General features: G+C 70.2%; 23 protein-coding genes and 2 pseudogenes. 11 read left to right on the top strand and 14 right to left on the bottom strand.

Translation table 11 applies throughout. The features are described 5' to 3' along the window. Positions 1 to 3 precede the first annotated feature (3 nt). Genes QA861_RS36395 through hypE form a run of 3 tightly spaced genes read left to right on the top strand, consistent with a single transcriptional unit; the run spans position 4 to position 2,508 of the window. Positions 4 to 309 (top strand): HypC/HybG/HupF family hydrogenase formation chaperone, encoded by a 306-nt coding sequence (locus tag QA861_RS36395; RefSeq protein WP_334592991.1) that lies wholly within the window; start codon positions 4 to 6, stop codon positions 307 to 309. After that, a complete protein-coding gene (hypD, locus tag QA861_RS36390; protein WP_334592990.1) occupies positions 306 to 1,433 on the top strand; it encodes a hydrogenase formation protein HypD in 1,128 nt (375 codons plus the stop codon). Before QA861_RS36395 ends, hypD begins: the two co-directional genes overlap by 4 nt. Then, a complete protein-coding gene (gene hypE / locus QA861_RS36385; protein ID WP_334592989.1) occupies positions 1,426 to 2,508 on the top strand; it encodes a hydrogenase expression/formation protein HypE in 1,083 nt (360 codons plus the stop codon). The genes hypD and hypE overlap by 8 nt, the downstream gene beginning before the upstream one ends. Positions 2,509 to 2,558: 50 nt before the next feature. Here the strand turns inward: hypE and QA861_RS36380 are convergent, their stop codons facing one another. After that, positions 2,559 to 2,951: a hypothetical protein gene (locus QA861_RS36380; RefSeq protein ID WP_334592988.1), complete on the bottom strand. Its 393-nt coding sequence runs from the start codon at positions 2,949 to 2,951 to the stop codon at positions 2,559 to 2,561. A gap of 432 nt (positions 2,952 to 3,383) precedes the next feature. Continuing rightward, complete coding sequence (locus tag QA861_RS36375; protein ID WP_334592987.1) at positions 3,384 to 4,007, bottom strand: dihydroorotase; 624 nt, start codon at positions 4,005 to 4,007, stop codon at positions 3,384 to 3,386. A 92-nt stretch (positions 4,008 to 4,099) separates the two neighbouring features. On the opposite strand from QA861_RS36375, the gene QA861_RS36370 reads away from it, so the two are divergent. Beyond that, positions 4,100 to 4,516 (top strand): peptidase inhibitor family I36 protein, encoded by a 417-nt coding sequence (locus tag QA861_RS36370; protein ID WP_334592986.1) that lies wholly within the window; start codon positions 4,100 to 4,102, stop codon positions 4,514 to 4,516. 625 nt (positions 4,517 to 5,141) lie between these two features. Here QA861_RS36370 and QA861_RS36365 read toward each other — a convergent pair. Further along, complete coding sequence (locus QA861_RS36365) at positions 5,142 to 6,260, bottom strand: DUF4037 domain-containing protein (RefSeq protein WP_334592985.1); 1,119 nt, start codon at positions 6,258 to 6,260, stop codon at positions 5,142 to 5,144. Between the two features lie 133 nt (positions 6,261 to 6,393). Here QA861_RS36365 and QA861_RS36360 point away from each other — a divergent pair. After that, a pseudogene (locus QA861_RS36360) lies at positions 6,394 to 6,581 on the top strand (hypothetical protein); the annotation flags it as partial. A 436-nt stretch (positions 6,582 to 7,017) separates the two neighbouring features. On the opposite strand, the gene QA861_RS36355 reads toward QA861_RS36360, so the two are convergent. The 3 genes from QA861_RS36355 to QA861_RS36345 all read right to left on the bottom strand — a co-directional run bounded on the left by QA861_RS36355 (position 7,018) and on the right by QA861_RS36345 (position 8,608). After that, the gene (locus tag QA861_RS36355; RefSeq protein ID WP_334592984.1) at positions 7,018 to 7,416 is read right to left on the bottom strand and encodes a PIN domain-containing protein; all 399 of its coding nucleotides are present in this window, start codon (positions 7,414 to 7,416) and stop codon (positions 7,018 to 7,020) included. Further along, the gene (locus tag QA861_RS36350; RefSeq protein WP_334592983.1) at positions 7,413 to 7,712 is read right to left on the bottom strand and encodes a hypothetical protein; all 300 of its coding nucleotides are present in this window, start codon (positions 7,710 to 7,712) and stop codon (positions 7,413 to 7,415) included. Before QA861_RS36350 ends, QA861_RS36355 begins: the two co-directional genes overlap by 4 nt. Positions 7,713 to 7,921: 209 nt before the next feature. Further along, the gene (locus QA861_RS36345) at positions 7,922 to 8,608 is read right to left on the bottom strand and encodes an SDR family oxidoreductase (protein WP_334592982.1); all 687 of its coding nucleotides are present in this window, start codon (positions 8,606 to 8,608) and stop codon (positions 7,922 to 7,924) included. Positions 8,609 to 8,720: 112 nt separating this feature from the next. Here QA861_RS36345 and QA861_RS36340 point away from each other — a divergent pair, with 112 nt between their 5' ends. Continuing rightward, entirely contained in the window at positions 8,721 to 9,287 is a 567-nt protein-coding gene (locus QA861_RS36340) for a TetR/AcrR family transcriptional regulator (RefSeq protein WP_334592981.1), read from the top strand. Between the two features lie 113 nt (positions 9,288 to 9,400). On the opposite strand, the gene QA861_RS36335 is transcribed toward QA861_RS36340, so the two are convergent. Continuing rightward, on the bottom strand, positions 9,401 to 9,868 hold the full coding sequence (locus QA861_RS36335) for a winged helix-turn-helix transcriptional regulator (protein WP_334592980.1): 468 nt from the start codon (positions 9,866 to 9,868) through the stop codon (positions 9,401 to 9,403). Between the two features lie 96 nt (positions 9,869 to 9,964). On the opposite strand from QA861_RS36335, the gene QA861_RS36330 reads away from it, so the two are divergent. From QA861_RS36330 to QA861_RS36325, 3 genes and pseudogenes are all read left to right on the top strand, one after another. Then, positions 9,965 to 10,459: a PaaI family thioesterase gene (locus tag QA861_RS36330; RefSeq protein WP_334592979.1), complete on the top strand. Its 495-nt coding sequence runs from the start codon at positions 9,965 to 9,967 to the stop codon at positions 10,457 to 10,459. Between the two features lie 44 nt (positions 10,460 to 10,503). Then, positions 10,504 to 10,959 (top strand): annotated as a pseudogene (locus QA861_RS47470) (DUF6183 family protein); the annotation flags it as partial. Beyond that, positions 10,935 to 11,300, top strand: a complete 366-nt coding sequence (locus QA861_RS36325) for a DUF6183 family protein (protein ID WP_334594956.1) — start codon at positions 10,935 to 10,937, stop codon at positions 11,298 to 11,300. The pseudogene QA861_RS47470 and the gene QA861_RS36325, both read left to right, overlap by 25 nt. Before the next feature lie 63 nt (positions 11,301 to 11,363). Here QA861_RS36325 and QA861_RS36320 read toward each other — a convergent pair whose 3' ends face one another. The 3 genes from QA861_RS36320 to QA861_RS36310 form a co-directional block, all read right to left on the bottom strand. Beyond that, positions 11,364 to 12,527, bottom strand: a complete 1,164-nt coding sequence (locus QA861_RS36320; RefSeq protein WP_334592977.1) for an oxygenase MpaB family protein — start codon at positions 12,525 to 12,527, stop codon at positions 11,364 to 11,366. A 135-nt stretch (positions 12,528 to 12,662) separates the two neighbouring features. Next, positions 12,663 to 13,718 (bottom strand): polyprenyl synthetase family protein, encoded by a 1,056-nt coding sequence (locus tag QA861_RS36315; RefSeq protein WP_334592976.1) that lies wholly within the window; start codon positions 13,716 to 13,718, stop codon positions 12,663 to 12,665. Beyond that, positions 13,708 to 13,992: a polyprenyl synthetase gene (locus QA861_RS36310; RefSeq protein ID WP_334592975.1), complete on the bottom strand. Its 285-nt coding sequence runs from the start codon at positions 13,990 to 13,992 to the stop codon at positions 13,708 to 13,710. Before QA861_RS36310 ends, QA861_RS36315 begins: the two co-directional genes overlap by 11 nt. A gap of 448 nt (positions 13,993 to 14,440) precedes the next feature. Between QA861_RS36310 and QA861_RS36305 the strand changes: the two genes are divergently transcribed. Then, entirely contained in the window at positions 14,441 to 14,593 is a 153-nt protein-coding gene (locus QA861_RS36305; protein WP_334592974.1) for a hypothetical protein, read from the top strand. Positions 14,594 to 14,671: 78 nt separating this feature from the next. On the opposite strand, the gene QA861_RS36300 is transcribed toward QA861_RS36305, so the two are convergent. Beyond that, positions 14,672 to 14,965, bottom strand: a complete 294-nt coding sequence (locus tag QA861_RS36300) for an Imm51 family immunity protein (RefSeq protein WP_334592973.1) — start codon at positions 14,963 to 14,965, stop codon at positions 14,672 to 14,674. 162 nt (positions 14,966 to 15,127) lie between these two features. Between QA861_RS36300 and QA861_RS36295 the strand changes: the two genes are divergently transcribed. Next, the gene (locus tag QA861_RS36295; protein WP_334592972.1) at positions 15,128 to 16,822 is read left to right on the top strand and encodes an SWIM zinc finger family protein; all 1,695 of its coding nucleotides are present in this window, start codon (positions 15,128 to 15,130) and stop codon (positions 16,820 to 16,822) included. 35 nt (positions 16,823 to 16,857) lie between these two features. Here QA861_RS36295 and QA861_RS36290 read toward each other — a convergent pair whose 3' ends face one another. The 3 genes from QA861_RS36290 to QA861_RS36280 form a co-directional block, all read right to left on the bottom strand. Beyond that, entirely contained in the window at positions 16,858 to 18,306 is a 1,449-nt protein-coding gene (locus tag QA861_RS36290) for an ATP-binding protein (RefSeq protein WP_334592971.1), read from the bottom strand. Between the two features lie 140 nt (positions 18,307 to 18,446). Further along, positions 18,447 to 21,446 carry a helix-turn-helix transcriptional regulator gene (locus tag QA861_RS36285; protein WP_334592970.1) on the bottom strand — a complete coding sequence of 1,000 codons (3,000 nt, stop codon included), beginning with the start codon at positions 21,444 to 21,446 and terminating at the stop codon, positions 18,447 to 18,449. Then, entirely contained in the window at positions 21,379 to 21,531 is a 153-nt protein-coding gene (locus tag QA861_RS36280; protein ID WP_334592969.1) for a hypothetical protein, read from the bottom strand. Before QA861_RS36280 ends, QA861_RS36285 begins: the two co-directional genes overlap by 68 nt. Positions 21,532 to 21,572: the final 41 nt, after the last annotated feature.

Raw genomic sequence — 21,572 nt, 5'->3', positions numbered from 1 at the left:
CTCATGTGCCTGGCGGTACCCGGCAGAGTGCTGGACATCGAGGAACGGGACGGCACCCGGATGGCCAACGTCGACTTCGGCGGAGTGGTCAAGGAGGTGTGTCTGGAGTACCTGCCCGACCTTCAGGTCGGCGAGTACGCCATCGTCCACGTCGGGTTCGCCCTGCAACGGCTGGACGAGGAGTCGGCCCGGCAGACGCTCGAACTCTTCGCCGAACTCGGCTTGTTGCAGGGGGAGTTCGGCGACCCCTGGGAAACGGCGGCGGCGGAGGCGGGCGTGGACCCGGTGGAAGAGGTGAGCAACCAGTGAAGTACATCGACGAGTTCCAGGACCCGGAGCTGGCACGACGGCTCCTTGACGACATCCACGCCACGGTGACCAGGCCGTGGGCCCTGATGGAGGTGTGCGGAGGACAGACGCACAGCATCATCCGGCACGGCATCGACCAACTCCTGCCGGAACAGGTCGAGTTGATCCACGGGCCGGGCTGCCCGGTGTGCGTGACCCCGCTGGAGGTCATCGACAAGGCTCTGGAGATCGCCTCCCGGCCGGGAGTGATCTTCTGCTCCTTCGGCGACATGCTGCGGGTGCCGGGCACGGGACGGGACCTGTTCCAGGTCCGTGGGGAAGGCGGTGACGTGCGCGTCGTCTACTCGCCGCTCGACGCGCTGCGGATCGCGCAGCAGAACCCGGACCGCGAGGTGGTGTTCTTCGGCATCGGATTCGAGACGACGGCGCCGCCCAACGCCATGACGGTCCATCAGGCCCGGAAGCTCGGCATCAAGAACTTCAGCATGCTGGTGTCCCACGTCCGCGTACCCCCGGCCATCGAGGCGATCATGTCGTCGCCGAGCTGCCGTGTGCAGGGCTTCCTCGCGGCCGGGCACGTCTGCAGCGTGATGGGCGTGGGGGAGTACCCGGAACTGGCCGAACGCTTCCGGGTTCCGATCGTCGTGACCGGCTTCGAGCCGCTGGACATCCTCGAAGGCGTGCGTCGCGCCGTCCGTCAGCTGGAACGCGGTGAGCACACCGTCGACAACGCCTACTCCCGTGCCGTACGCCCGGAGGGCAACCCGGCCGCCCGGTCCATGCTGGAGGACGTCTTCGAGGTCACCGACCGCGCCTGGCGCGGTATCGGGGTGATCCCGGACAGCGGCTGGCGGCTGTCGTCGAAGTACCGCGACCACGACGCCGAGCACCGCTTCTCGGTCAGTGGAATCCAGACGGCCGAACCCGCCGAGTGCCGCAGCGGAGAGGTCCTGCAGGGGCTGCTCAAGCCGCACGAGTGCGAGGCGTTCGGCACCCTGTGCACTCCCCGCACCCCCCTGGGAGCCACCATGGTGTCCAGCGAGGGCGCCTGCGCCGCGTACTACCTCTACCGGCGTCTCGACCTGCCCGCCACCAAGGCCCGGGAGGCGACCCCCGTTGTCTGACACCACCGATCTCCCCGTCACCGCCGCCCTGGACATCGAGGCGTGGACATGCCCGGCGCCTCTGCGTGACCGGCCACGCGTGGTCATGGGCCATGGTGGCGGTGGAGTCCTCTCCGCCGAGCTCGTCCAGCAGATCTTCGCCCCCGCCTTCGGTGGCGAGGTGCTCGCCCAGATGGGTGATGCCGCCGTCGTCTCCCTGGGCGGTGCCCGGCTGGCGTTCTCCACCGACTCCTACGTGGTCAGGCCGCTGTTCTTCCCCGGCGGCAGCATCGGTGATCTGGCGGTCAACGGCACCGTCAACGACCTCGCCATGAGCGGCGCCCGCGCCGCCTACCTCTCCTGCGGATTCATCCTGGAGGAGGGCGTCGAGCTGGACGTGGTCACGCGGGTGTCCGAGGCGCTGGGCGCGGCCGCGCGCACCGCCGGTGTGGAGGTGGCCACCGGCGACACGAAGGTGGTGGAGGCCGGCCACGGCGACGGGATCTACATCAACACGGCGGGCATCGGTCTCGTCCCGGCGGGCGTCGATCTGCGTCCCCAGCGGGTCGTCCCCGGCGACGTCGTGATCGTCAGTGGTGCCATCGGTGTCCACGGGGTGGCGGTCATGAGCGTGCGCGAGGGCCTGGAGTTCGGAGTGGAGATCGAGAGCGACTGCGCGGCGCTCGGCGGCCTGGTCGAGGCCATGCTCGCCGTCACCCCCGATCTGCACGTCCTGCGCGATCCCACCCGAGGCGGCCTGGCAGCCTCGCTCAACGAGATCGCGGAGGCCTCCGGAACAGGGGTGGTCATCCGGGAGCGTGACGTCCCGGTCCCGGCGGCCGTGGCCAACGCCTGCGCCATCCTCGGACTGGACCCCATGTACATCGCCAACGAGGGAAAGCTGGTGGCCTTCGTCCCGCGCGAGCACGCCGACGCCGTTCTCGAGGCGATGCGGGCCCATCCGCTGGGCGCGGACTCCGTGATCATCGGTGAGGCCGTCGAGGCGCACCCCGGCATGGTCGTGGCCCGGACCGGCCTGGGGGGAACGCGGGTGGTCGATCTGCCGATCGGGGAGCAACTGCCGCGCATCTGCTGACACGGGTGCCCCGCGTCGAAGACCTGGCCGTCCGGGCGCCGAAGGTTTCGCTAGCGCGGCCGGCGTTCGGACGGCGGGTCCTGGGGGTCCTGCGGGTCCACGCCGGTCGTGGCGGAGGCGTCCTTGGTGCCGCTGGGGCGTTGGGAGCGGCCCCTGCGTCCGGTGTCGCGTCTGCCCTTCTCGTCCGCGTCGCCGTACTCCTCACCGCGAGCACCGCGGCTCTCGGCCGTGTCGCCCGGGACGGACTTCGTCTCCTCGGGGGACTTCGTCCGGCCCCGGCCCTTTTCACCGGCCTCGGTTGCGTCGAAGGAGCGGCGGGCGCTCGGATTGTCCTGCTGGCGTGTGTCATCCACATCGGGCGACCAGCCGTGCTGGTCGGGGCCCTGGTGGCGGCTGGGGCCCTTTCCGTGCGGTGACTCGGACGAACGTGGTTTCTTCGACATGGTCGGATCTGCCTTCTCCTGGTCAGAGGGGGACGCCGGGCACGCGCACCCGCGATGGGTAAATCTTCCCCTCTTGAGATGGTTCGAGCATGTTTTAGCCATGTGTGGTCCGACCGTGTGGTCGACGACGGCCGGACTCCGAGGCGGGCAGCCCGCAGCGAGGTTCGTGTCAGGCGAGTGGGTATATGTGGACATCGAAAAGCCCGGGAACACCCCCGACGGCGGGGACCTCGTTGCTCGTGTCGGGCGACTTGCCGCTGGGCGACCACGCTGCCGGTCTGTCCCATCGCCGCCGGCAGCGCTACGGTTTCCCGGCCCGCATGGCGTGAGCCGCGCAGCGTCCTGCCGTCCACGGCGATCGCCCGCGGCACTGACGCCTGCCGGCAGTGTGCTACGGCTGCCTGGTGCGGGCCGCAGGGAAAGCCCTCTCTGTCAGCTCAGACCGGTACCGGTCGGACGGTGCAGGTAGGCGCCGACGGGTGGGCCGACGACCTTGCCCGCCCGCAGGATGTGGTTGCCCCTCAAGAAGGTGTCGGTGACCTGGGCGGTCAGCTCGAATCCCTCGAACGGGGTGTACTGCTGCGTCGACTCCGACTCCGACTCCGCGGCGCGCACGGTCCAGCTGCGGCCCGGGTCGACCAGGGCGATGTCGGCGTCGAAGCCGGGGGTGAGGCTGCCCTTGGTGCGCAGTCCGTAGCGCCGGGCCGGGTTCCAGGAGGTCAGCGCGGCGATCCGGCCCAGCGGCAGGCCGTGTTTCGTTCCCTCGGTGAGCAGGCCGGGGAGGAGGTACTCGGCGCCGCCGAAACCGGCCTTGGCGAGGAAGACGTCGTCCTCGGGCTCGCCGAACTTCACCTCCTCGCGGCAGCACGCGTGGTCGCTGCCGACCCGGTCGACGGTGCCGTCGAGCATGTGCTCCCAGAGCGCCTCGACGTCGTCGCGGGGCCGCAGCGGCGGGTTGACCTTGCCGCCGAGGCCGTGTGCGGTGGTGATGTCGGCGAGCAGATGCCCGACGGTCACCTCACGGCGGAAGTCGATGTCCGGGAACGCCCGGCTCATCCGCACGGCCGCGTCGACCGCCTTGCGGGACGACAGGTGCAGCAGGTTGATCGTGGGCAGTCGCCGATCTTCAAAGGCAGATCGGCAAACAGATGGCCAAGACGCCCGGCGGCGAGCAGATCGGCGTCAACCAGGTGGCATGGCGTGACGGCAAGGCCGTCATGACCTTCCCGCTGCCGGGCGAGAAGAACGCCCGGTCCGTCAACGAGCCCAAGGGCACGCGCGGAACGGCCAACTGCAGCTACCTCTGGACGTGTCTCTACGAGCACTCCAACTTCGACGGACGCCGTCTGACCTGGTCGGACTGCAACTTCGAGAACCTCGCCGACTGGGGCTTCAACGACCAGACCACGTCCTGGCACAACAACCAGAGCCGGGGAACGCAGACGCACGTCTACAACTGGACGGGCTCGTCCTGGGCTCTGCTGTGGACGTCCACCGCCCCGTCGTCCAGCTCGAACGTGGGCAGCGCCAACAACGACAAGGCCGACGGACTGTGGGTGTGCTGATCGGCGTACCGACCGCTCCGCCGCATCCCTGAACGCGGGGGATAAGGAACCGACTTTCTCGTCCAGCTCGGCCGGTGGGTTTTCTGCTTTCGTCACGTCACGGCCGTCGCCCCGCGGTGTGAATCCGTAGCTTTTCCGTGTCGGACCGCGACCATGCCCATATTCGATGGGCCGCGAAAAGTCGGACTTGCAACGGGACATTGAATGGTCAGAAAAAGGTGAAACCTTCTGGGGCCGTGTCCGAAACGGATGCGGCCCCACGAGGCGTGGTGTCAGGAAGTGAGCGAGAATTGGAATAGCCAGGAATTGCCCGTCCGATCACGCGGCGGTGTGACCGGGGTGGGATCCTGCACCGAGTCAGGACGGGAGCGCAGTGGCGGGATCTTCCCGAGCGGGTCGGACCCTTCGTCGGTTGCAGCAGGTCCAGCCGCAGCCGACGCCGTCGGTGAGATCGGCTGGGACATCTTTCGAAGCGTCCCTGCCCGTCGTGTCGGCCGGGACGCCGACGGCGGCAGATCGTGCGGCAAGCACTCCCACCCACTCATCCCGCCACTCAGCGAACCTCGAACGCCTGACCGGTAGGGATGCCCCAACACCACCCCATCGAGCGACATCAAACCCGGCATTACGGTGCGTACCGCACTCTCGGGGGAGGGCTGACCGTTGCGTGGGTGGCCGCGTGTGTCAGTTCCGGACGGCTGAGGACGTCGGTGCTGTCGATGAACTGGTCGACAGCACCGATCGTCGGCAGGGCGCGGATGGCCGGGTCGGTGATGCGGGTGGTCAGCGCCCCGGCGAAGCGTTCGGCGTGAAGGACCTGATACGGCCTGTCGTGGTAGGGCCGTGTGGCGGGGTCGACAGGGTCGGAGAGGCCGAGTTGGTTGTGTGCGGCCGCGACGGTCTCGTAGGCGCGGGCGAGGTGATGTTCGCGGGTGTGCCAGTCGGTGGCGGCGAGGGCCGCGGTGAGAACCGGGGTGAGGACGGGTGCCCGAGGGGTACGGGCGAAGGCGCTGCCGGTCCATTTGCTGTAGGGCGGGTAGCGGCGGTCCATGAGCAGACAGAGCCGCATCAGATCGCGCACCAGCCGGGCGGCGACGACGGCGGAGCCGAGTTCGTCGCCGACTTCGCCGCAGCGCCCGACAAAGGCTTCTTCCTGGGAGATGCGTTGCCACTGGCAGGCGAGCAGGTGGAGCCAGAGATCATGGGGGTACCAGTCGAGGGCGGTTCGGGCCGGTACGAGGTGGCCGAGTCCGTCGTGGAAGACGGCGCCGGCGGTGACCTCGGCGAGGCGCTGGGTGGGGGTGGCCAGCCAGTCCGTCAAGGTGATGTCCTTGCCCGGGTCGAAGCCCAGTCGCGCGGTGAACCAGGTGCTCAGGTCGGTGACTTCGACCCGGTGATGCACAGGCCCGTCGGTCGTCCGCATGACCCCGATGCCCGATTCGCCAATCGCGGCGAAGTGCGTCGGATAGCCGCTGAAGGTCTTCGGCAGGCGTTCGGAAAGCAGTGCCGTGATCCTCGTTCCGTGACGGGTGACGTCCTGCGGGTGCAGGAAGACCTGCAGGCGGGGCCCCCACTCGTGGTCTGCGGAGCGGACGGTGTCGAAACCGAGGACTTCCGAGCCGCTGCCGAGACGAGCGGCGGAGTGCGTCATCCCGGGGACGGCCTCGTCCAACAGGGGCCGTACGGCTTCGAGGTAGAAGCGACGAGAGAGTTCCAGTCCGGGGAGGAAAGACGGCGTGGTCATGCTGAGGAGGGTGCCGGATCGGCGTGCGACCGGGCGAAGGCTTTTCCACTCCCGGCAGAGCACGGTCGACTACGCGTACGGCGGCCCGATCCGCCAACGGCAACTACCCGCCGCCCGGCATCAGAAGCCGACTCTCTGTGACTCGTACAGCGAGGGCCGCTGCAAGCACCACGCCCCGTTCATCGAGTGCCGCGGCGACGGGCTGTGCCTGCGCACGGCGGACTTCCCGGAGTCCATCGGCTCGACGTCGACGAGGAGTTGTGGGCGATCGAGGGCACGGACTGCTCGCCGTGTGACAACAAGGTCCCCGACAGTCACTGAACGTTCCCACGCTGCCCCCTGTCCTCGCCTCCCGGAGGACAGGGGCCAGCCCTGCGAAAAGGAATCGCCTCGCCCGCCCAACCCGACATCGCCGCCGAGGCGGAGCTGTGGGACACCTTCGCCGCCCGTCAGCTGCTGGACGAGTACCGATCGGGTCGATGGAGCCCGCCGCGACCGCCCGGCGGATGCCGGCGGGATGCGTGACCGCCAGTGATGCTCTGCGTTCGGACACCCCCAGGGCTGACAGGTCGCTCGTATCGCCGCCTGCCCGAATTCCGGATTCCGCCCTACGATCTTGGACCGGTGGTCGGCCTTGTGCCACTGGCGGCGGACCGTACCCAGTGGGTCGAGCCGGTTGCCTCCTCCGGGCGTGGGGGAGACGGCGCGCCGGCACACGGCAGGAAGCGAAGTGTGAAGGGGGCAAGCCGTGCTCGGCTCAGAGCTTCACGACCACGACGCGGTCGGCGCACAGCTTGCGCATGTCGTCCTCGTCGGCCGTGAACACGGTGACCGGGCCGGGCTGCCGCAGTGCGACGGCGGCGAGGGCCGCGTCGATGGCGTACTTGTGGCCATGCAGGCCCGTCTCCTTGAGGAGGCCGGTGGCCTCCTTGGCGATCTCCTCGGTCACCGGCTCGATACGGATCAGGGAGAGCGCCCAGTGCCAGGCCGGGAGGTAGCGCGTCGGGTCGTATGCCTCGATAAGGGTCATCGACGTGGTCATGATGCGGGTTCCGGACGCTTTGGCCACCTTGAGACGTCTTTTCATGTCCGCCTCTCCTCGCACCATCCGGGAGAGGCCCTCGCTGTCGAGCAGGTAGACCACCTCGCTCTTCACGCCGCCTTCCGGGACGGCTCGGGCACGTCCTCGCCGGCGGCCCGCCGGGCGCGGGCGAGCTCGGCGTGCTTGCGCTCGATCTCCTGGCGCTCGGCTTCGGCCTGGGCCAGCTCCTCCTCGGCGACAGGGCCGTATTCGGCCTCCAGCCAGTCGACGAGTTCCCCCAATCGATCCTGCTCCCGCTGGCGCTCTATGGCGTGCGTGACGTAGCGGCTGAAGCCGCCGGGGCCGACCTCGGCCCGGATGGCCTCGGCAAGCTCTTCTGGGAGAGTCACCGTGTATTTCTTGGTTGCCATACCATCGACCATACCGAGGTGGTGGGCCGGGTAGCCAGCTGACAGCAGGCATTTCACACAATCGAGTACAAGCGGCGGGAAGGCCCGCCAGATGGAGGGCGTGACCGGTGCTGGCCCAGCAGCCACCCCTCCTCCGCACCTCGTTCGTTGCTGATACCAGGCAATGGGTGTGACATGTGTGAGAACGATGCCCTGTCGGGAGGGGAGGCTTACGCCGGGTTCGGGGTCGCCGACAGGCCCTGCTTGACGTACCGGGTGGTCTCGTCGGCGAGGATCTCGTGCTGTCCCTCCTCCAGACCCGCGAGCGCCTGGGCGGCGACATCGGCGGGGTCGGCCTTCTGGTCGGCGGGGATGACGGCGGCCATGTCGGTGTCCATGTAGCCGACGTGCAGCGCCGACACGGTGATGCCGCGAGGCGCGAGTTCCTCCCGGGCCGCGTTGGTCAGCGCCCATGCGGCGGCCTTGGCCGCGGCGTAGGACCCGAGGTCGGCGGGGTGCAGCCAGGACAGCACCGACAGGATGTTGAGTACGGCGCCGCCGCCGTTGCCCTCGATGACCGGGGCGAACTCCCGGGTCACGGCGAGCGGCCCGAAGAAGTTCGTCTCCATCTCCAGTCGCACCGCGTCCCTGCCGCCGGCGATCAGGGGGGTGGCGGTGGAGATGCCGGCGTTGTTCACCAGCAGCGTCGCGTCGGATGCGATGAGCGCGGCGGACCGGATCGACTCCTCGTCCGTTATGTCCAGGCGGAGCGGGATCACGCCCGCCAGGTCGACGGTCTCGGGGCGTCGCGCCGCGCCGTACACCTTCGCGCCGCGCTCCAGCAGCTGGGCGGCCAGATGGCGCCCCAGTCCTCGGTTGGCGCCGGTGACGACCACGACAGCGTTCTTCAGGTCCATGTCTGCTCCAGGTGACGTGGAGCCCGAGGGGAGGGCTCCTTTTTAAATTACGATCGAAATCTAAAGTCAGCATAGAATAGATTTCGACCGACATTCAACTGGGGAGGTGCCGATGGGGCGCGTGTCACAGGCGCAGGCCCGGGAGAACCGTGAGCGGGTCGTACGGACCGCCTCCCGGCTGTTCCGCGAGCAGGGGACGCACATCAGCGTCGCCGACCTGATGAAGGCGGCCGGTCTGACCCACGGGGGCTTCTACAAGCAGTTCGCCTCCAAGGGGGCGCTGATCGACGAGGCCACAGCGCACGCCTTCGGTGAACTCGCCCATCGCCGCACAGCCGCACTCGACGAGCAGCGCACCGGCGGGCGGCGTGAGAACGCCCAGCAGGCGCTGATCGAGGCGTATCTCGCCGTCGAGCACCGCGACAACCCGGCGGACGGTTGCCCCGCGGCCGCGCTCGCCCCCGACATGGCCCGCGAGCAGGGCAGCCGCGAGGCGAAGCGCGTCTACGCCGAGGGCGTGGGCGACTTCGCCGAGTTCCTCGACACCGAGGACCAGGACGGCATCACCCGGCTGTGCACCATGCTCGGCGCACTCGTCCTGGCCCGGGCCACCAAGGACTCCCCGCTCTCCGACGAGATCCTCGCCGCCGCGCGCGCGGCCCTGATGGACGCCGGCTGACACCGTTCAGGAGGGGAAGGCCGGTGCCGGTGTCCGGTGCTCCGGTCTTCCGGCGCTCCGGTGCTCCGGCGGTCACTGTCGGTCCGTGGTTCCGACGGCCGCTGCCGCAGGGGTTACGGCTGAGGGTGGGCCGCCGGACCGGGCCGGACGGTGACCTCGGAGGGGGCCAGGGCGGCGTGCTCTCCGGCGCACTCGACCACCACCCGCACCGGGGCCCCGCACTCGCTGTGCCGGATGTCCATGACCGGCCCTTCCGGGTCGCCCTCGTACGCCTCGCCCCACTGCCGAAGCGCCACGAGGACGGGCCACAGGTCCCAGCCCTTGCGCGTCATACGGTATTCGTGGCGAACGCGGCTGCCCGGCTCCTGATACGGGACGGACTTCAGGATGCCGGCCGCCGTCAGCTTGCGGAGCCGGTCGCTGAGCACCGCCTCCGACAGGCCGATATGACGCCGGAACTCGTCGAAGCGGCGCACTCCCATGCTGGCGTCCCGCAGGATCGGCAGCGTCCACTTCTCACCGACCACGTCGAGCGTGCGCTGGACCGTGCAGTTCTCCGTGCTCACCTCAAGCCACGTCATGGTGCCATCGTAGGACTCTGACTTCACGATTGACAGTCAGGTGGCACGGGACTAGCTTCGGTTCACGAAGTCAGCTGAAACGGGAGGCACGGGACTGTGGGACGGACGCGTACGTACGAGTGGGAGGACCCCGCGATCTCGGGAGCCGCCGCCGGCCGCACCTCGGGGCTGCGGATGATGCGCGACCTGCTTGAGCGACGTCTGCCCGCGCCACCCATCACAGCCGCCCTGGATTTCGCCCTTGAGGAGGTGGAGGAGGGGCGCGTGGTCTTCTCGCTGGTGCCTGGCGAGGAGCACTACAACCCCATCGGCAGTGTGCACGGCGGGGTCTTCGCCACCCTGCTCGACTCGGCGGCGGGCGGGGCCGTCCACTCGACGCTGCCCCAGGGCATGGCCTACACCTCGCTCGACCTGACCGTGAAGTTCCTCCGGCGGATCACCGTGGACACCGGCAAGGTCCGCGCCATCGGCATGGTCGTCAGCAGAGGCCGCCAGACCGCTCTCGCGGAGGCCCGCCTGGTCGACGGCACGGACCGTCTGCTCGCTCACGCGACCAGCAGTTGCATGATCTTTCCGGTACCCGCGGCCTGAGCGGTGACGCATACGCGGCTGGTCCTTCCAGCCCGAACACGTCCGTGACGGGCCGGGACGCCCGGTCGCGCAGCGGAGGGTTCGGCGAGGACGCTTTCCGTCAGGACCTCTGGGACCGGTCGGGCCCGGCAGAGCTGCAGCAGCTGGCCGAGTCCCGCCCGGCGGAGCTGTACGAAGCGGCGGAGCGGCTGTGCCGACGGGGGTCGGGCGAAGGGTCCGGCGGGTCCTCCGTGTTGCGGACTGTCGGACGGTTGGTTGAGGCCCTCGCCAACACGCGTTCCCAGGACTGCGCGAGGTTCGCCGTGAACATTGTCGGGCGATTGCTCACCCTCGGGGCCGCGCAAGGGGATGAGTGCGGGCGGCTGCGGCGCTCGGTCGCGGCGGCGTTGGTCGCGGCACAGCAACTGCGGGACCTGGAGCGGCTGTTCGGTGAGTTGCCGGGCACCGTGTACCACCCCGAGGTGGAGGTGCGGGCCTGCCTTCTCGGAGAGCTCGCCCTGATGGGCGCGGGGCGCGGCTGGCCCGTCCTGGACGCCTACGCGGAGAGACTGCGCGAGCGGCGTACAACGGCGGAGTCAACGGGTGGGGCCAGGGGAGCGCCTACTCCCGGTCGCATGCCTGGAACAGCATGTACGCGTTGCTGGGACTGCCGGCGGACATCCCCCTCCTGGATGCGGCAGCACGTGCCGCCGACCACCGGTGGCTGCGGTTCACGGCGTTCACGGACTGGTTCCACCACGACACGTCGGACGTGGCTTTCGCCGTACTCGATCCCACCCGTACACAAGTCACGGTGTTGGCGGCGACGGACACCGACGCCGACATCGACGCTGACGGGTAGCGGACGGGGTCCCGCACCACCTGGCGGGATGCAAGCCCGGCGAGGTCGGCGTGGGAGCGGGGGTCAGTGGGAGACCGTGGCGGCGGGCGGGGTCCATCGGCGGGTGCGGGGCACTGTGTCGGAGACGCCGAAGTCCTTCTTGAGGTGTTCGGGGATGGCGTAGTGCATGACGCGACCTCGGGTGAGGGAGGACAACTGGAGGACGGTGGTGAGGTGGCCGAGGCGATCCAGGGCCCAGGCGCCGAGCGGGGAGCGGTCCTCGACGGTCTCCAGGACGCCGAGCAGGTGGGGGACCGCCCTGACGACGGTGTCCCAGGTGGTGCGGGGCACCTGGAGCCAGTCGGCGCAGGTGTCGCCGACGAGGTGGCGGATGAGCGCGGAGACGATCGGGTCGAAGAAGGTGCCGGGTACGACCTCCTCGTAGAGGTCGATGAGCTGCCGGGTCAGGTGGGTGCCCTCCTCGGAAGGGCCCATGTGCCGGATCATGTACAGGTCGAGGAACTGGCGTGCCTCGTCAAGGGACTTGGGGACGGCGACCTGGTCCACGCCGAGCATCGCTCCGACCACCCGCCAGGCGTAGAAGTACGCGTCCGCGCCCTCGGTGGACATGTGGATGCCGAGACGGTGCAGGGAGTCCAGGACGAGCAGGGAGAAGAACATCTGCCCGCCGATCATGTCCTCCTGGCAGATCGGCGTTCCCAGCGCCCCGGTGTCCCAGCGGTCTTCCCGTACGAGGTGGTGGCGGATGGACGCGTGCAGGAGGCGGACCTTCTGGGCGGCTGGGATGAAGCGGCCGCCGGCCTCGAAGGCGTCGGGCCGCATCAGGTACACGGTGAACTGGCCGGTCTCCGCCATCCGTTTGGAGGGGTACGCCAGTCCGTGAGTGGCCGACAGGAGCTTCGCCACGTGCGGGACGACGTAGCAGGCGGGCATCGAGGCGAAGGAGAGGGCGGTGGAGATGTGCACGTTGTTGTCGATGAAGAACAGCCGGGCCTTCTCCATCTCCCCCCAGTCGACCCAGGCCGGCGGGACGCTCGTGGCCTGCAGGTACTCCCGGGCGACATCGGGCAGCCCGTCCGGCAGGGGAGCACCGGCGGTGGAGACGTAGCGCATGAGGGTGTTGAACTCGCCCACCTCCCCGCGTGCGAAGAGCGCGGCGACGGTGGCGTCGGCGAGTTCGTCACCGGCCTGGCGCAGGGTGTCCATCGATGCCTCGGTGTAGGTCATGGCAAGGTCCTTGTCTTCAACGGGGCGTCCACGACGGACGGTTGGATGGAGGGGCATCGATCAGGTGGCGGGTGGCGGGTGGTGGGTGGCGGGTGGTGGGTGGCAGCACGGGTTCGCGCGGTTCCTGAGCGGGGGTCAGGACAGGCGGACGGTCGCCGAGTGCGCCAACGCGGTCAGGGCAGCGGCGGCCTGCGCGGGTACGTCCAACTCGTGGAGTGCGCCGAGGGCTTCCTCGACGCGCGCGGTGATCATGTCCTCGACGCGGTCGGGCGTCTTCAGCCGGCCCATCACCTCGCGTACGGCGTCGAGACCGTCCCCGTCCGGGTCGCGTCGGCCCAGGAGGGCGCGGAGCTGCTCCCGGTCGCCGTCACCGGCGACACGCCAGGTCTCCGCCAGCAGGGCGGTGGGCCGATGGCCGCGTACGTCATCGGCGTTGGCCTTGCCGGTGCGTTCCGGGTCGCCGAACAGGCCGATCAGATCGTCCCGCAGCTGAAACGCCTCGCCCAGCGGCAGTCCGTAGGCGGAGTAGCCCTCACGCAGCCGCTCACTCGCCCCGGCGAGGGCGCCGCCGATCAACAGGGGGTGCTCGACTGTGTACTTGGCGGTCTTGTAGCGGATCACCTTCAGCGACGCCGCGACGTCCGGCTCGGCTCCGGTACTCAGGATCTCCAGGCACTCGCCCGCGATCAGCTCCCGGGTCAGCACCGCCCACAACGGGCGGGCCCGGGCCAGATACGCGGCGGGCAGACCACTGCCGGCGAACAGCTGCCCGGCCAGGCCCATCAGCAGATCCCCGACCAGCATCGCCAGCGACCTCGCGGCGGCGACGGCACGCGGGCGACGGCGTACGGCACCGCGAAGAGCGATGTGCGGGGTGGGCCGGCCGTGCCGTAGCGCGCTGTCGTCGATGAGGTCGTCATGCACGACCGCCGCGGCATGCACCAGCTCCATGGAGGCCGCCGCCCGAACCAGCGCGTCACTGTCCGGCTGCCCCACCGCACGCCAACCCCAGTAACAGAACGCCGCCCGCATCCGCTTGCCGTCCGCGACAGCGGCCTCCAACTGCTCGGCCACCGGCCCCAGTAGCGGGTCGATCGCCGCGAACCGATCGGCCTCCTGGGCGACGAACGGCTGCAGCACCTCGTCGACGCGGGCCTTGAACGCGGCCGGCTCCCACCGGTCATACGTCATCTGCGGCCCGCCGAGCCAGCGCGTGCGGGGCGAGGATCTCCAGGTGCGCCGGGGGCACGGCCGCGTACCGGTCCAGCACCAGCCGCCCGCGCGCCACCAGGTCGTGCTCGGCCTCTGCCGCCAGCTCGGCGGCGTCCGAGCGGCGCAGCAGCCCTTGGATCGTCCCCACGGCCGAACCCAGGGTGCTCACGGTGAGATCGGCCAACCCGGCGACCAGGAGCACCGCCCGCTCGTCCAGTCCCGGCCCTCCGCGTCGTCCAGCTTCGTGCGGCATGCCACTCTCCATCCCCATCACCATTCCCATCCCCGTCTCATCCCTGTCCGTTTTCGCCGTTCTTTTCCAGCATCGCGACACGGAGGGCGGGGGAGGGGGGAAAGTCACGATCGAGTGATCATTTCGCTTGACCGTACGACAGACGGTCTGTCGGTCGTGGGCCCCAACTGGGATGCTGGAGGCCAGGCTCGACAAGGGGGCAGACGGTGTACACGGAACCTATGGCGCGAGCCGTTGTGGAGCCGGCGGTACTCGAGCTGGTTCAGCAGTACCCTCGTGGCAGGCCGTTCTCCACGACGGTCACATTCGGCGGGGACGACTTCACCATGTGCGCTCACGTACGGGCGCAGTGGGCGGCACCGGGGCAGGTGAAGATCGCGCTGGCCTGTTGGGTCGTCAACATGGACACCGCGCGCTATTTCGGTGACAACCCCCGGCCGGTAAGGAGATGCGCCTGTCACCGGAAGGCACAGCGGAGTGGGACGAGGAACTGACCAGCCGGGTGATCGGCCACCTCGCCTCTCGTATGAACGCTCTCACCACAGCTCTGCCGACCACCGACGACCACCTGACCATCACCGTGCCTCTGGTCCTGACGTAGTTCGGGTGAAGGGGTGTGGCCCTGGCGTAAAGGGCGAGGAGTTTGGGGCGACGGCGGGGAACGATGGACGATCCGGGTTCAGTCCCAGTCTCCGGGGTCGGTGGCCTCGATCAGCGCGGCCAGCTTCACTCGGTCGTGGAAGGCGCCGCTGAGAATCAGCCCGAGCTCCCGCAGAGCCGCCTCGTCCTTGCCGTAGACGCACATCATCCCGGCCTCGGGATCGAAGCCGCCGATCCGCTCGGCCAGCTCCGGCAGGAAAGCGTCCGGCGGGGCGGCACCCCACGCACCCGACCCACCGCACCCAGCGGCGACGAAGGCAGCAGGAACCGACCACCATTGGCACCCCCACCCGGCACACGCTCGGCGGGGCACGACTCGGGGCAGGCTTCCACCGCCACGCCCACACGACCCCCACCCGGGGACAACCGAGTCATTTCCCGGGCGATCCCGCAACACCAGGATCACCCAGGAAACCCAAGCCAATCTGAGACGCTGGCGGTCGTCACAAGCGGTCGCGGGGCAGGACGGAAACACATGAACAACCTGACCGAGGCGAACCTCAAAGCGCTGGCCGGTCCCCGTTCCTACGAGCGTGGCCTCGGCTACCTCGACGCCGTGGCCGGGGTCGAGGTCGGCGACAGCCGGGTCACCGCGATCGTGCACGGCACGGAGCGGTACACGGTGGAACTGGTCCTCGAAGGACCTGGCGGGGTCGACGGGCGCGGTGGGCTCAGCGGCGAATGTGACTGCCCGTACGGCCTGGAGGGCAACTTCTGTAAGCATCTGGTCGCCCTCGGCCTCACTGTGCTGGCCGAGCCTGAAGGCAGCCTGCCACGGCAGAGGAAGGCGGCCCGGGACCGGGGACAGGACCTCGCCGCCTGGCTGTCCGGCCTGTCCAAGGAGGAGTTGCTGGCCTTGGTGCGGGAACAGGTGGGCGAGGACCGGCAGTTGCGGCGCCGGCTGGAGCTGCGGGCAGCGAGCGCCCGGGGTGACCTCGCCGGAGTCAGGGCGCGCATCCGTGAACTCCTCGACATCGGCCCGTTCGCGAGGTACGGATACGTCGAGTACGCCGATGCCCGAGCCTACGCCGACCAGGCCGGGCAGGCGGTTTCGGCGATCAGGGCACTCACCGGCTCGGGCCGGCCCGCCGACGCGATCACCCTGGCGCGAGAGGCGATGCGGCTGCTGACCGAGGCGGTGGAGAGTGTCGACGACTCCGACGGTGGGCTTGGGCAGGTCGGCGCCGACCTCGCCGAGGTCCATCTCGACGCGTGTCGTACGGCGCGTCCGGATCCCGAGGAACTCGCGCGCTGGCTGGTCGGCCATGTACTCGGTGACTTCGACGACCTCACCGGCGTCGATCCGCTCGACTACGAGGACGCCCTCGGCGAACGCGGGATGACCCTCCTGCGAAGGCTCGCGGCAGAGGCGTGGCGGGGCAAACGCACCGGGTGGGCCGAGAAGCACCTGATGGAGCGCCTGGCCAAGGCCGGAGGCGACGTCGACGCGGTGATCGCCGTGCACGCGGCCGACCTGGCGGAGAACGGCCACACGCACCTGGTCATCGCTCGCGAACTGGACACTGCCGGTCGCACCGACGAGGCTCTGAGCTGGGCGGAACGTGGTATGCGGGACATGCGGGACCTGGCTGCCGTAGACACCGCCCTCGTCGACTACCTGTGCGACCGCTACGGGCGGGCGGCCCGGCTGTCCGACGCTGTCGCCCTGCGTCGTGACCACTTCGGCGCCCGCCGCACCCTGTTCTCCTACCGGCAACTGCGCGCCGCCGCACAGGCCGCCGAATGCTGGCCGGCTGAACGCGAGGGAGCACTGGACCTGCTGCGTGCCGACACGGGGCGGCGGCAAGGGGGCTGGTACAACGGCTCCGTGCTGGTCGACGCTCTGCTCGATGACAAGGACATCGAGGCATGCTGGCAGGCGGCCGCTGAAACCGGTGCCCACGACCGGCAATGGCTCGCCCTTGCCGACCTGGCGCGTGAGACGCGTCCCGCCGACGCGCTCGGCGTGTACCTGCGCCTGGCCGAGCCACTGACGAAGCAGACCGGCAACCATGTGTACGAGCAACTCGTCAGCCTGCTGCTCGGCGCCCGCGACTGCCATCGCCGCCTGGGCACACCGGACGAGTTCACCGCGTACGCCACCGCTCTGCGCACCGTCCAGAGACGGAAGCGGAACCTCATGCGCCTGATGGAACAACGCGGCCTATGAGCGGTGTCACACCATCTGATCAGCCGATCGACCGCTCATGTGGTGGAACTCCAGGCCTCCATCAGCCGCTCCGGACCGTACGTCGCCGTCAGGCCGTCCTCCACCGTGAACCCGGAGCGGGACACCGCCACCAGCGGGGTGTCCTCGTCGGCGCCGGGTACGGACAGGGCGTCCCGGGTCAGCGTGGCCAGGGCCCGGCGGTCGAAGGGGCCGTGCTCCTGCCACTTGACCGACCCCACGAACCCGACCTCGCGCGCGGGAGACCGGTCAGCCCCCACCAAGTCCACCTCGGGGTTGTTCGTACGAGGCCACCAACCCCCCACTTCCCGGACCTGCGGCCACATGTCGTCCGGGAGCAGCCGGGCCAGCGACTCCCGTACGACGGGTTCGATCGCGCGCCCGCGCCATGAGGTCCAGCCGCGTTCGACCGCCTCGGCCACGATTCGCCCGCGCCCGCGTTCGATCTCGGCGATGCCCCGTTCCAGGAAGGCCAGCCAGAAACGGAGGTAGGGGTCGGCGACACGGTAGCGGCGGTCGCGGTCTCCTGGGCGGGTGGAGAGAGGGGTGTCGACGGCGACGAGCCGCTTGTCCGCGAGGGTGCGCAGGGCCGGGTTGAGTGAGCCGGGAGGGAGCGGCTTGTCGGCGGCGCCGGCCTTCGCGGCGATCGTCCCGAAGGCGCGTTCACCGCTGCCGATCACGGACAGTACGTGCCTGGCCTGGAGGGCGGTGGGGAACTCGGCGGCCAGCATCCGCTCGCCGGAGACGAGGAGCGGGGAGGTGGGATCGTCGAGTTCGCGGGCCAGGAAGTCGGCGCGGCTCTCCCCTTCGTGCCACTCCTGGCAGATCAGCGGCAGTCCACCGGTGATCAGATGGGCATCGAAGGCCTCTGCGGCCGGCAGCCCGGTCATCGTCATGACCTCGGCGGGGGAGAGGGGTGACAGGACCATTTCGGCCCCGCGCTGGTGGAAGGGGCGGCCGTAGGCGGAGAGCTGCTCCATCATCGCCAGGTCGCTGCCGATGAGGACGAGCAGGACAGGCTTGCGGCTCAGCACCCGGTCCCACACGGTCTGCAGCGTGCCCTCCAGGACCGCGTCGCCCTCGATCATCCAGGGCAGCTCGTCGAGTACGACGACGCTGGGGGTGTCGTCCGGGAGCACCGCGGCGAGCTGGCGCAGGGCGGTGTCCCACTCGGCCACCGTCGTGACACCGGCAAGGAGGGTGGTGTCGGGCAGCGAGGATCGCCGGATTTCCTCGAGGAAACGGGCCCGTTCCCGCTGGGCGTCCTCACCCCGGGTGGCCTGGTGGACGACGTACGGCACCCGGGCGCGCTCACAGAAGAGGTCGACCAGCCGCGACTTTCCGACCCGTCGTCGGCCGCGCAGCAACAGGGCCCGGCCGCGCTGGTCGCCCCGGCCGTCGCGGACCCAGGAGAGGTGGCGGTTCAATGTGGCCAGTTCGGATCTGCGTCCTACGAAGCCCGACATGGGTCACCTCTGCCTGTACTCGGCCGCTGTACCTACTTGCTCGCATCCTTCTTACTCAAGTGAACCATAGTATGGCTAACGTGAGTAGTGGGTCGGTTGCTGACGGTGAGATGTGCGGTTCCACACCTGGACCTTCTCCCTCATCCCACCCCTGGGGCGCGGCTCAGCGCCGTCGTCAGCTCCCCCCGTCTCCGGATGCCCAGCTTGCGGTAGGCGCTGGTCAGGTGGGTTTCCACTGTGCGGCGGGCCACGTGCAGGAGTTCGGCGATCTCCGGGTTCGTGCGGCCCTCCGCCGCGAGTTCCGCGATGCGGCGTTCGCTTGCCGTCAGGGTCGTCGCCGTGCGGCGGGCGCCGCCCTCGCGCAGGGCCTCGTCGGCGGCCGAGCGCAGGCGTACGGCGCCCAGGCGTTCGGCGCGTTCGGCCGCCTCGCGCAGGGACTTGCGGGCGCGGGCACGTTCGCCGGCGGCGATGAGCTGGCGGCCCCTGGCGATCAGGGCCGGGATCAGTTCCGTCTCCACGGCGGCGTCGCGCAGGACCCGTACGGACTCGTCGGACAGGTCGAGGCCATGGCGCCCGCCCGTCGCCGTGCCGAGTACCCGCAGTGAACGGCCGATCAGGCGCGGGGTGTTCCACACCCGGGCCAGCCGCAGTTCCTCCTCGGCCAGCGCGAGCGCCTCCCGGGGGTGGCCGAGAGCGAGTCGGCACTGGGCGGCGGCGGCCCGCCACGGTGTGACCACCGGGCTCAGCACCTCGCGTGCGGACTGGCGGCGCCCGCACTCCAGGAAGTCCCCGAGGGCGCCGGCCGGATCACCGGAGGCGGCGCGCACCACGCCTCGCGCGTACAGGAAACGGTTCAACTCCCAGGAGTCGTGCGCCTCCCGCAGGTCGAAGGCGTCCGCGAGCCGCCAGGCCTCGTCCAGGCGGCCGGTCTCGACGAGCGCGAGCAGTACGTGCGCCTCCGCGTTCGTCGGACCATTGCCGTTCCCGTTCCCGTTGCCGTATCCGTTGCCGGGTCCTGCCGCTGTCGCGGGCTTCCTCTCGTCGCCTGCCTCGCTCCATGGGTCCGTCCCGGCCCCGGTCGCCCACTCCCACCCGAACCCGAACCCGAATCCGTCGCCGTCGCCCGTCCCGTCCCTCCACTCCCTCCGCCATGATTCCGGCTCGCTCAGCAGTTGGCCGTAGTCACCACGGGCGGCGGCTATGTCCGCGCGTACGTTGAGCAGGGCCTCGTGCATCGGGTGGAGCAAGGTGGGGCGCTGGCCGGTCAGGCCCCGGTCCGTCAGGCGTTCGGCCTCGTCGAGTTCGTCGGCCCACTGGGCCACCGCCGCCGCCGTACCGAGCAGGAAGGGCTCCGCCAGCGGGCCGGCCGGCTCCGTGAGCAGGGCGCGTACGCGCTTCATGGCGGCGTCCGACGAGGTCAGGCCGGCGGTCGCCTCGTACCGTACGAGAAGGGCGCGGCCGGCGGGGCCGAGTGCCTGGGGGGAGTGTTCGGCGGTCTCGCGCAGCCGGCGGTACGTCTCCTCGCGGATCGTCTGGTCGTGGTCGGAGAGCAGGGCCGAGGCCGTCTGGACCGTGCGGAGCAGGTCCGGGTGGTCCGTCAACTGGCCGTCCAGGTTGTGCAGCAGGGTCACCGCCGCGCGTGCCTCGCCGCGTCTGGCCAGCGCCGTGCCCAGGGCCACAGCCGCCTGTACGCGGTACCGGGGCTGACCCGGCAGCCGCATCGCCTCCGTGAGCCGGGGGATACCCGCCGAGGAACGTACGGCGGCGAACTCGAGCGAGCCCAGCTCGGTCAGCACCTCGGCCCGGCGGCCCGCCGACATCGGCTCGGTCAGCGCCCGGCGCAGCAGGACCACCGCGTCGTCGGTGCGGTCGTCGCGGACCGCGCCGGTGGCCGCGTCCAGGAGGGCGTCCGTCGCCCACACCTCGTCCACCGTGCCCGACCGCAGGAGCTGCCCGGCCACCGTCTCGGTCGGGTCGCCGCGCCGCAGCATCGCCTCGGCCGCCGCCCGGTGCGCCGTCTGCCGGTCGGCGGCGGGCCAGCCGGTGAGGACCGCGTCCCGCAGCAGCGGGTGGGCGTAGCGGGGACGACCGTCGGCGTCCAGGCGCAGCAGACCCAGCCGGGTCATGGCGGTCAGCCAGCCCCGCACCCGGGCCGGATCCGACCCCGACCCCGACCCCGACCCCGATGATCCCGACGCGCTCAATGCACCCGATGCGCCCAACGCGCCCATGGTTCCGACGGTTTCGATGAACAGGTCGACATCGGCGCCCTCCGGCAGCTCGTCCAGCGCGGCGAACACGCGTGCCGCGTCGGCCGTCGCGGGCCCGGCGCAGTCCAGCCACCAGGCCACCGCCGCCGGGTACGCCCCCGGATACAGCGCGGCGCACGTCTCCGGGAGCGCGGCCGGTGCGCCGGTGGTGGCGTTCAGGTCCTCCAGGAGGGCGCGCAGGAGCAGCGGGTGGCCCCCGCTCGCCCGTACGTAGTCAGCCACCCACCTCTTCGGCGCGTCACCGACGGCCGAACGCACCAGCTCCGTCGCCGCGTCGTGGCTCAGCGGGGCGAGGGTGTGGGTGCGTACGAGAGCGGGGGAGAGGGTGTGGACCAGCCCGGCGGACGGCGGGTCGACGTCGTACTGACTGCGCTCCGTCACCAGTAGAAGCAGCGGTAATCGGTCCACCCTGCGCGCCGCCTCGATCAGCCAGCACCGGGAGTCCTCGTCCGCGAGGTGTACGTCGTCCACGGCGACCAGCACCGGACCCTCGGCCGCGTACGCGTGCAGCGACCGCCAGAGCCGGGCCGCCGGGTGCGGGGCCTGGGTGGGCGGCTCCTGCAACTCCTGTATCGGAGACAGCAGTTGCTCTACGACGGGGAGGTGGGCGCCGGTGGCGCTGCCCTCGGCGGAGCAGCGGACGCGCAGGACGCGCATGCCGTGTGCCTCCGCGTCCTCGGTGGCGGCCTCCAGGAGGGCGGTACGGCCGGTGCCGGTCGCGCCGCGCAGCAGGACCAGGCGGCCCGTTCCCTCGCGGGCGCGTGCTGCCTCGTCGGCGACCAGTGCCAGGGCCTCCCGGCGCTCATAGAGCGACGAGGACGATGGGGACGACGAGAACGATGAAGCCGATGAGGACGATGGTGAGGGCATGCCTGCCTCCTGTCTCGGGTAGGTACTGGCCGGTCTCGTGGTCGAACTGGTGGCCGATCTCGTGGTGTCTCTCGTGGTGGTCCACGATTGTGCGTGCCCCATCCGCCACAGAAGTGTGGACTGTGC

The sequence above is a fragment of the Streptomyces sp. B21-083 genome, from assembly GCF_036898825.1.
Taxonomy (GTDB): domain Bacteria; phylum Actinomycetota; class Actinomycetes; order Streptomycetales; family Streptomycetaceae; genus Streptomyces.
This window is presented reverse-complemented; position numbering and strand designations above follow the sequence as displayed.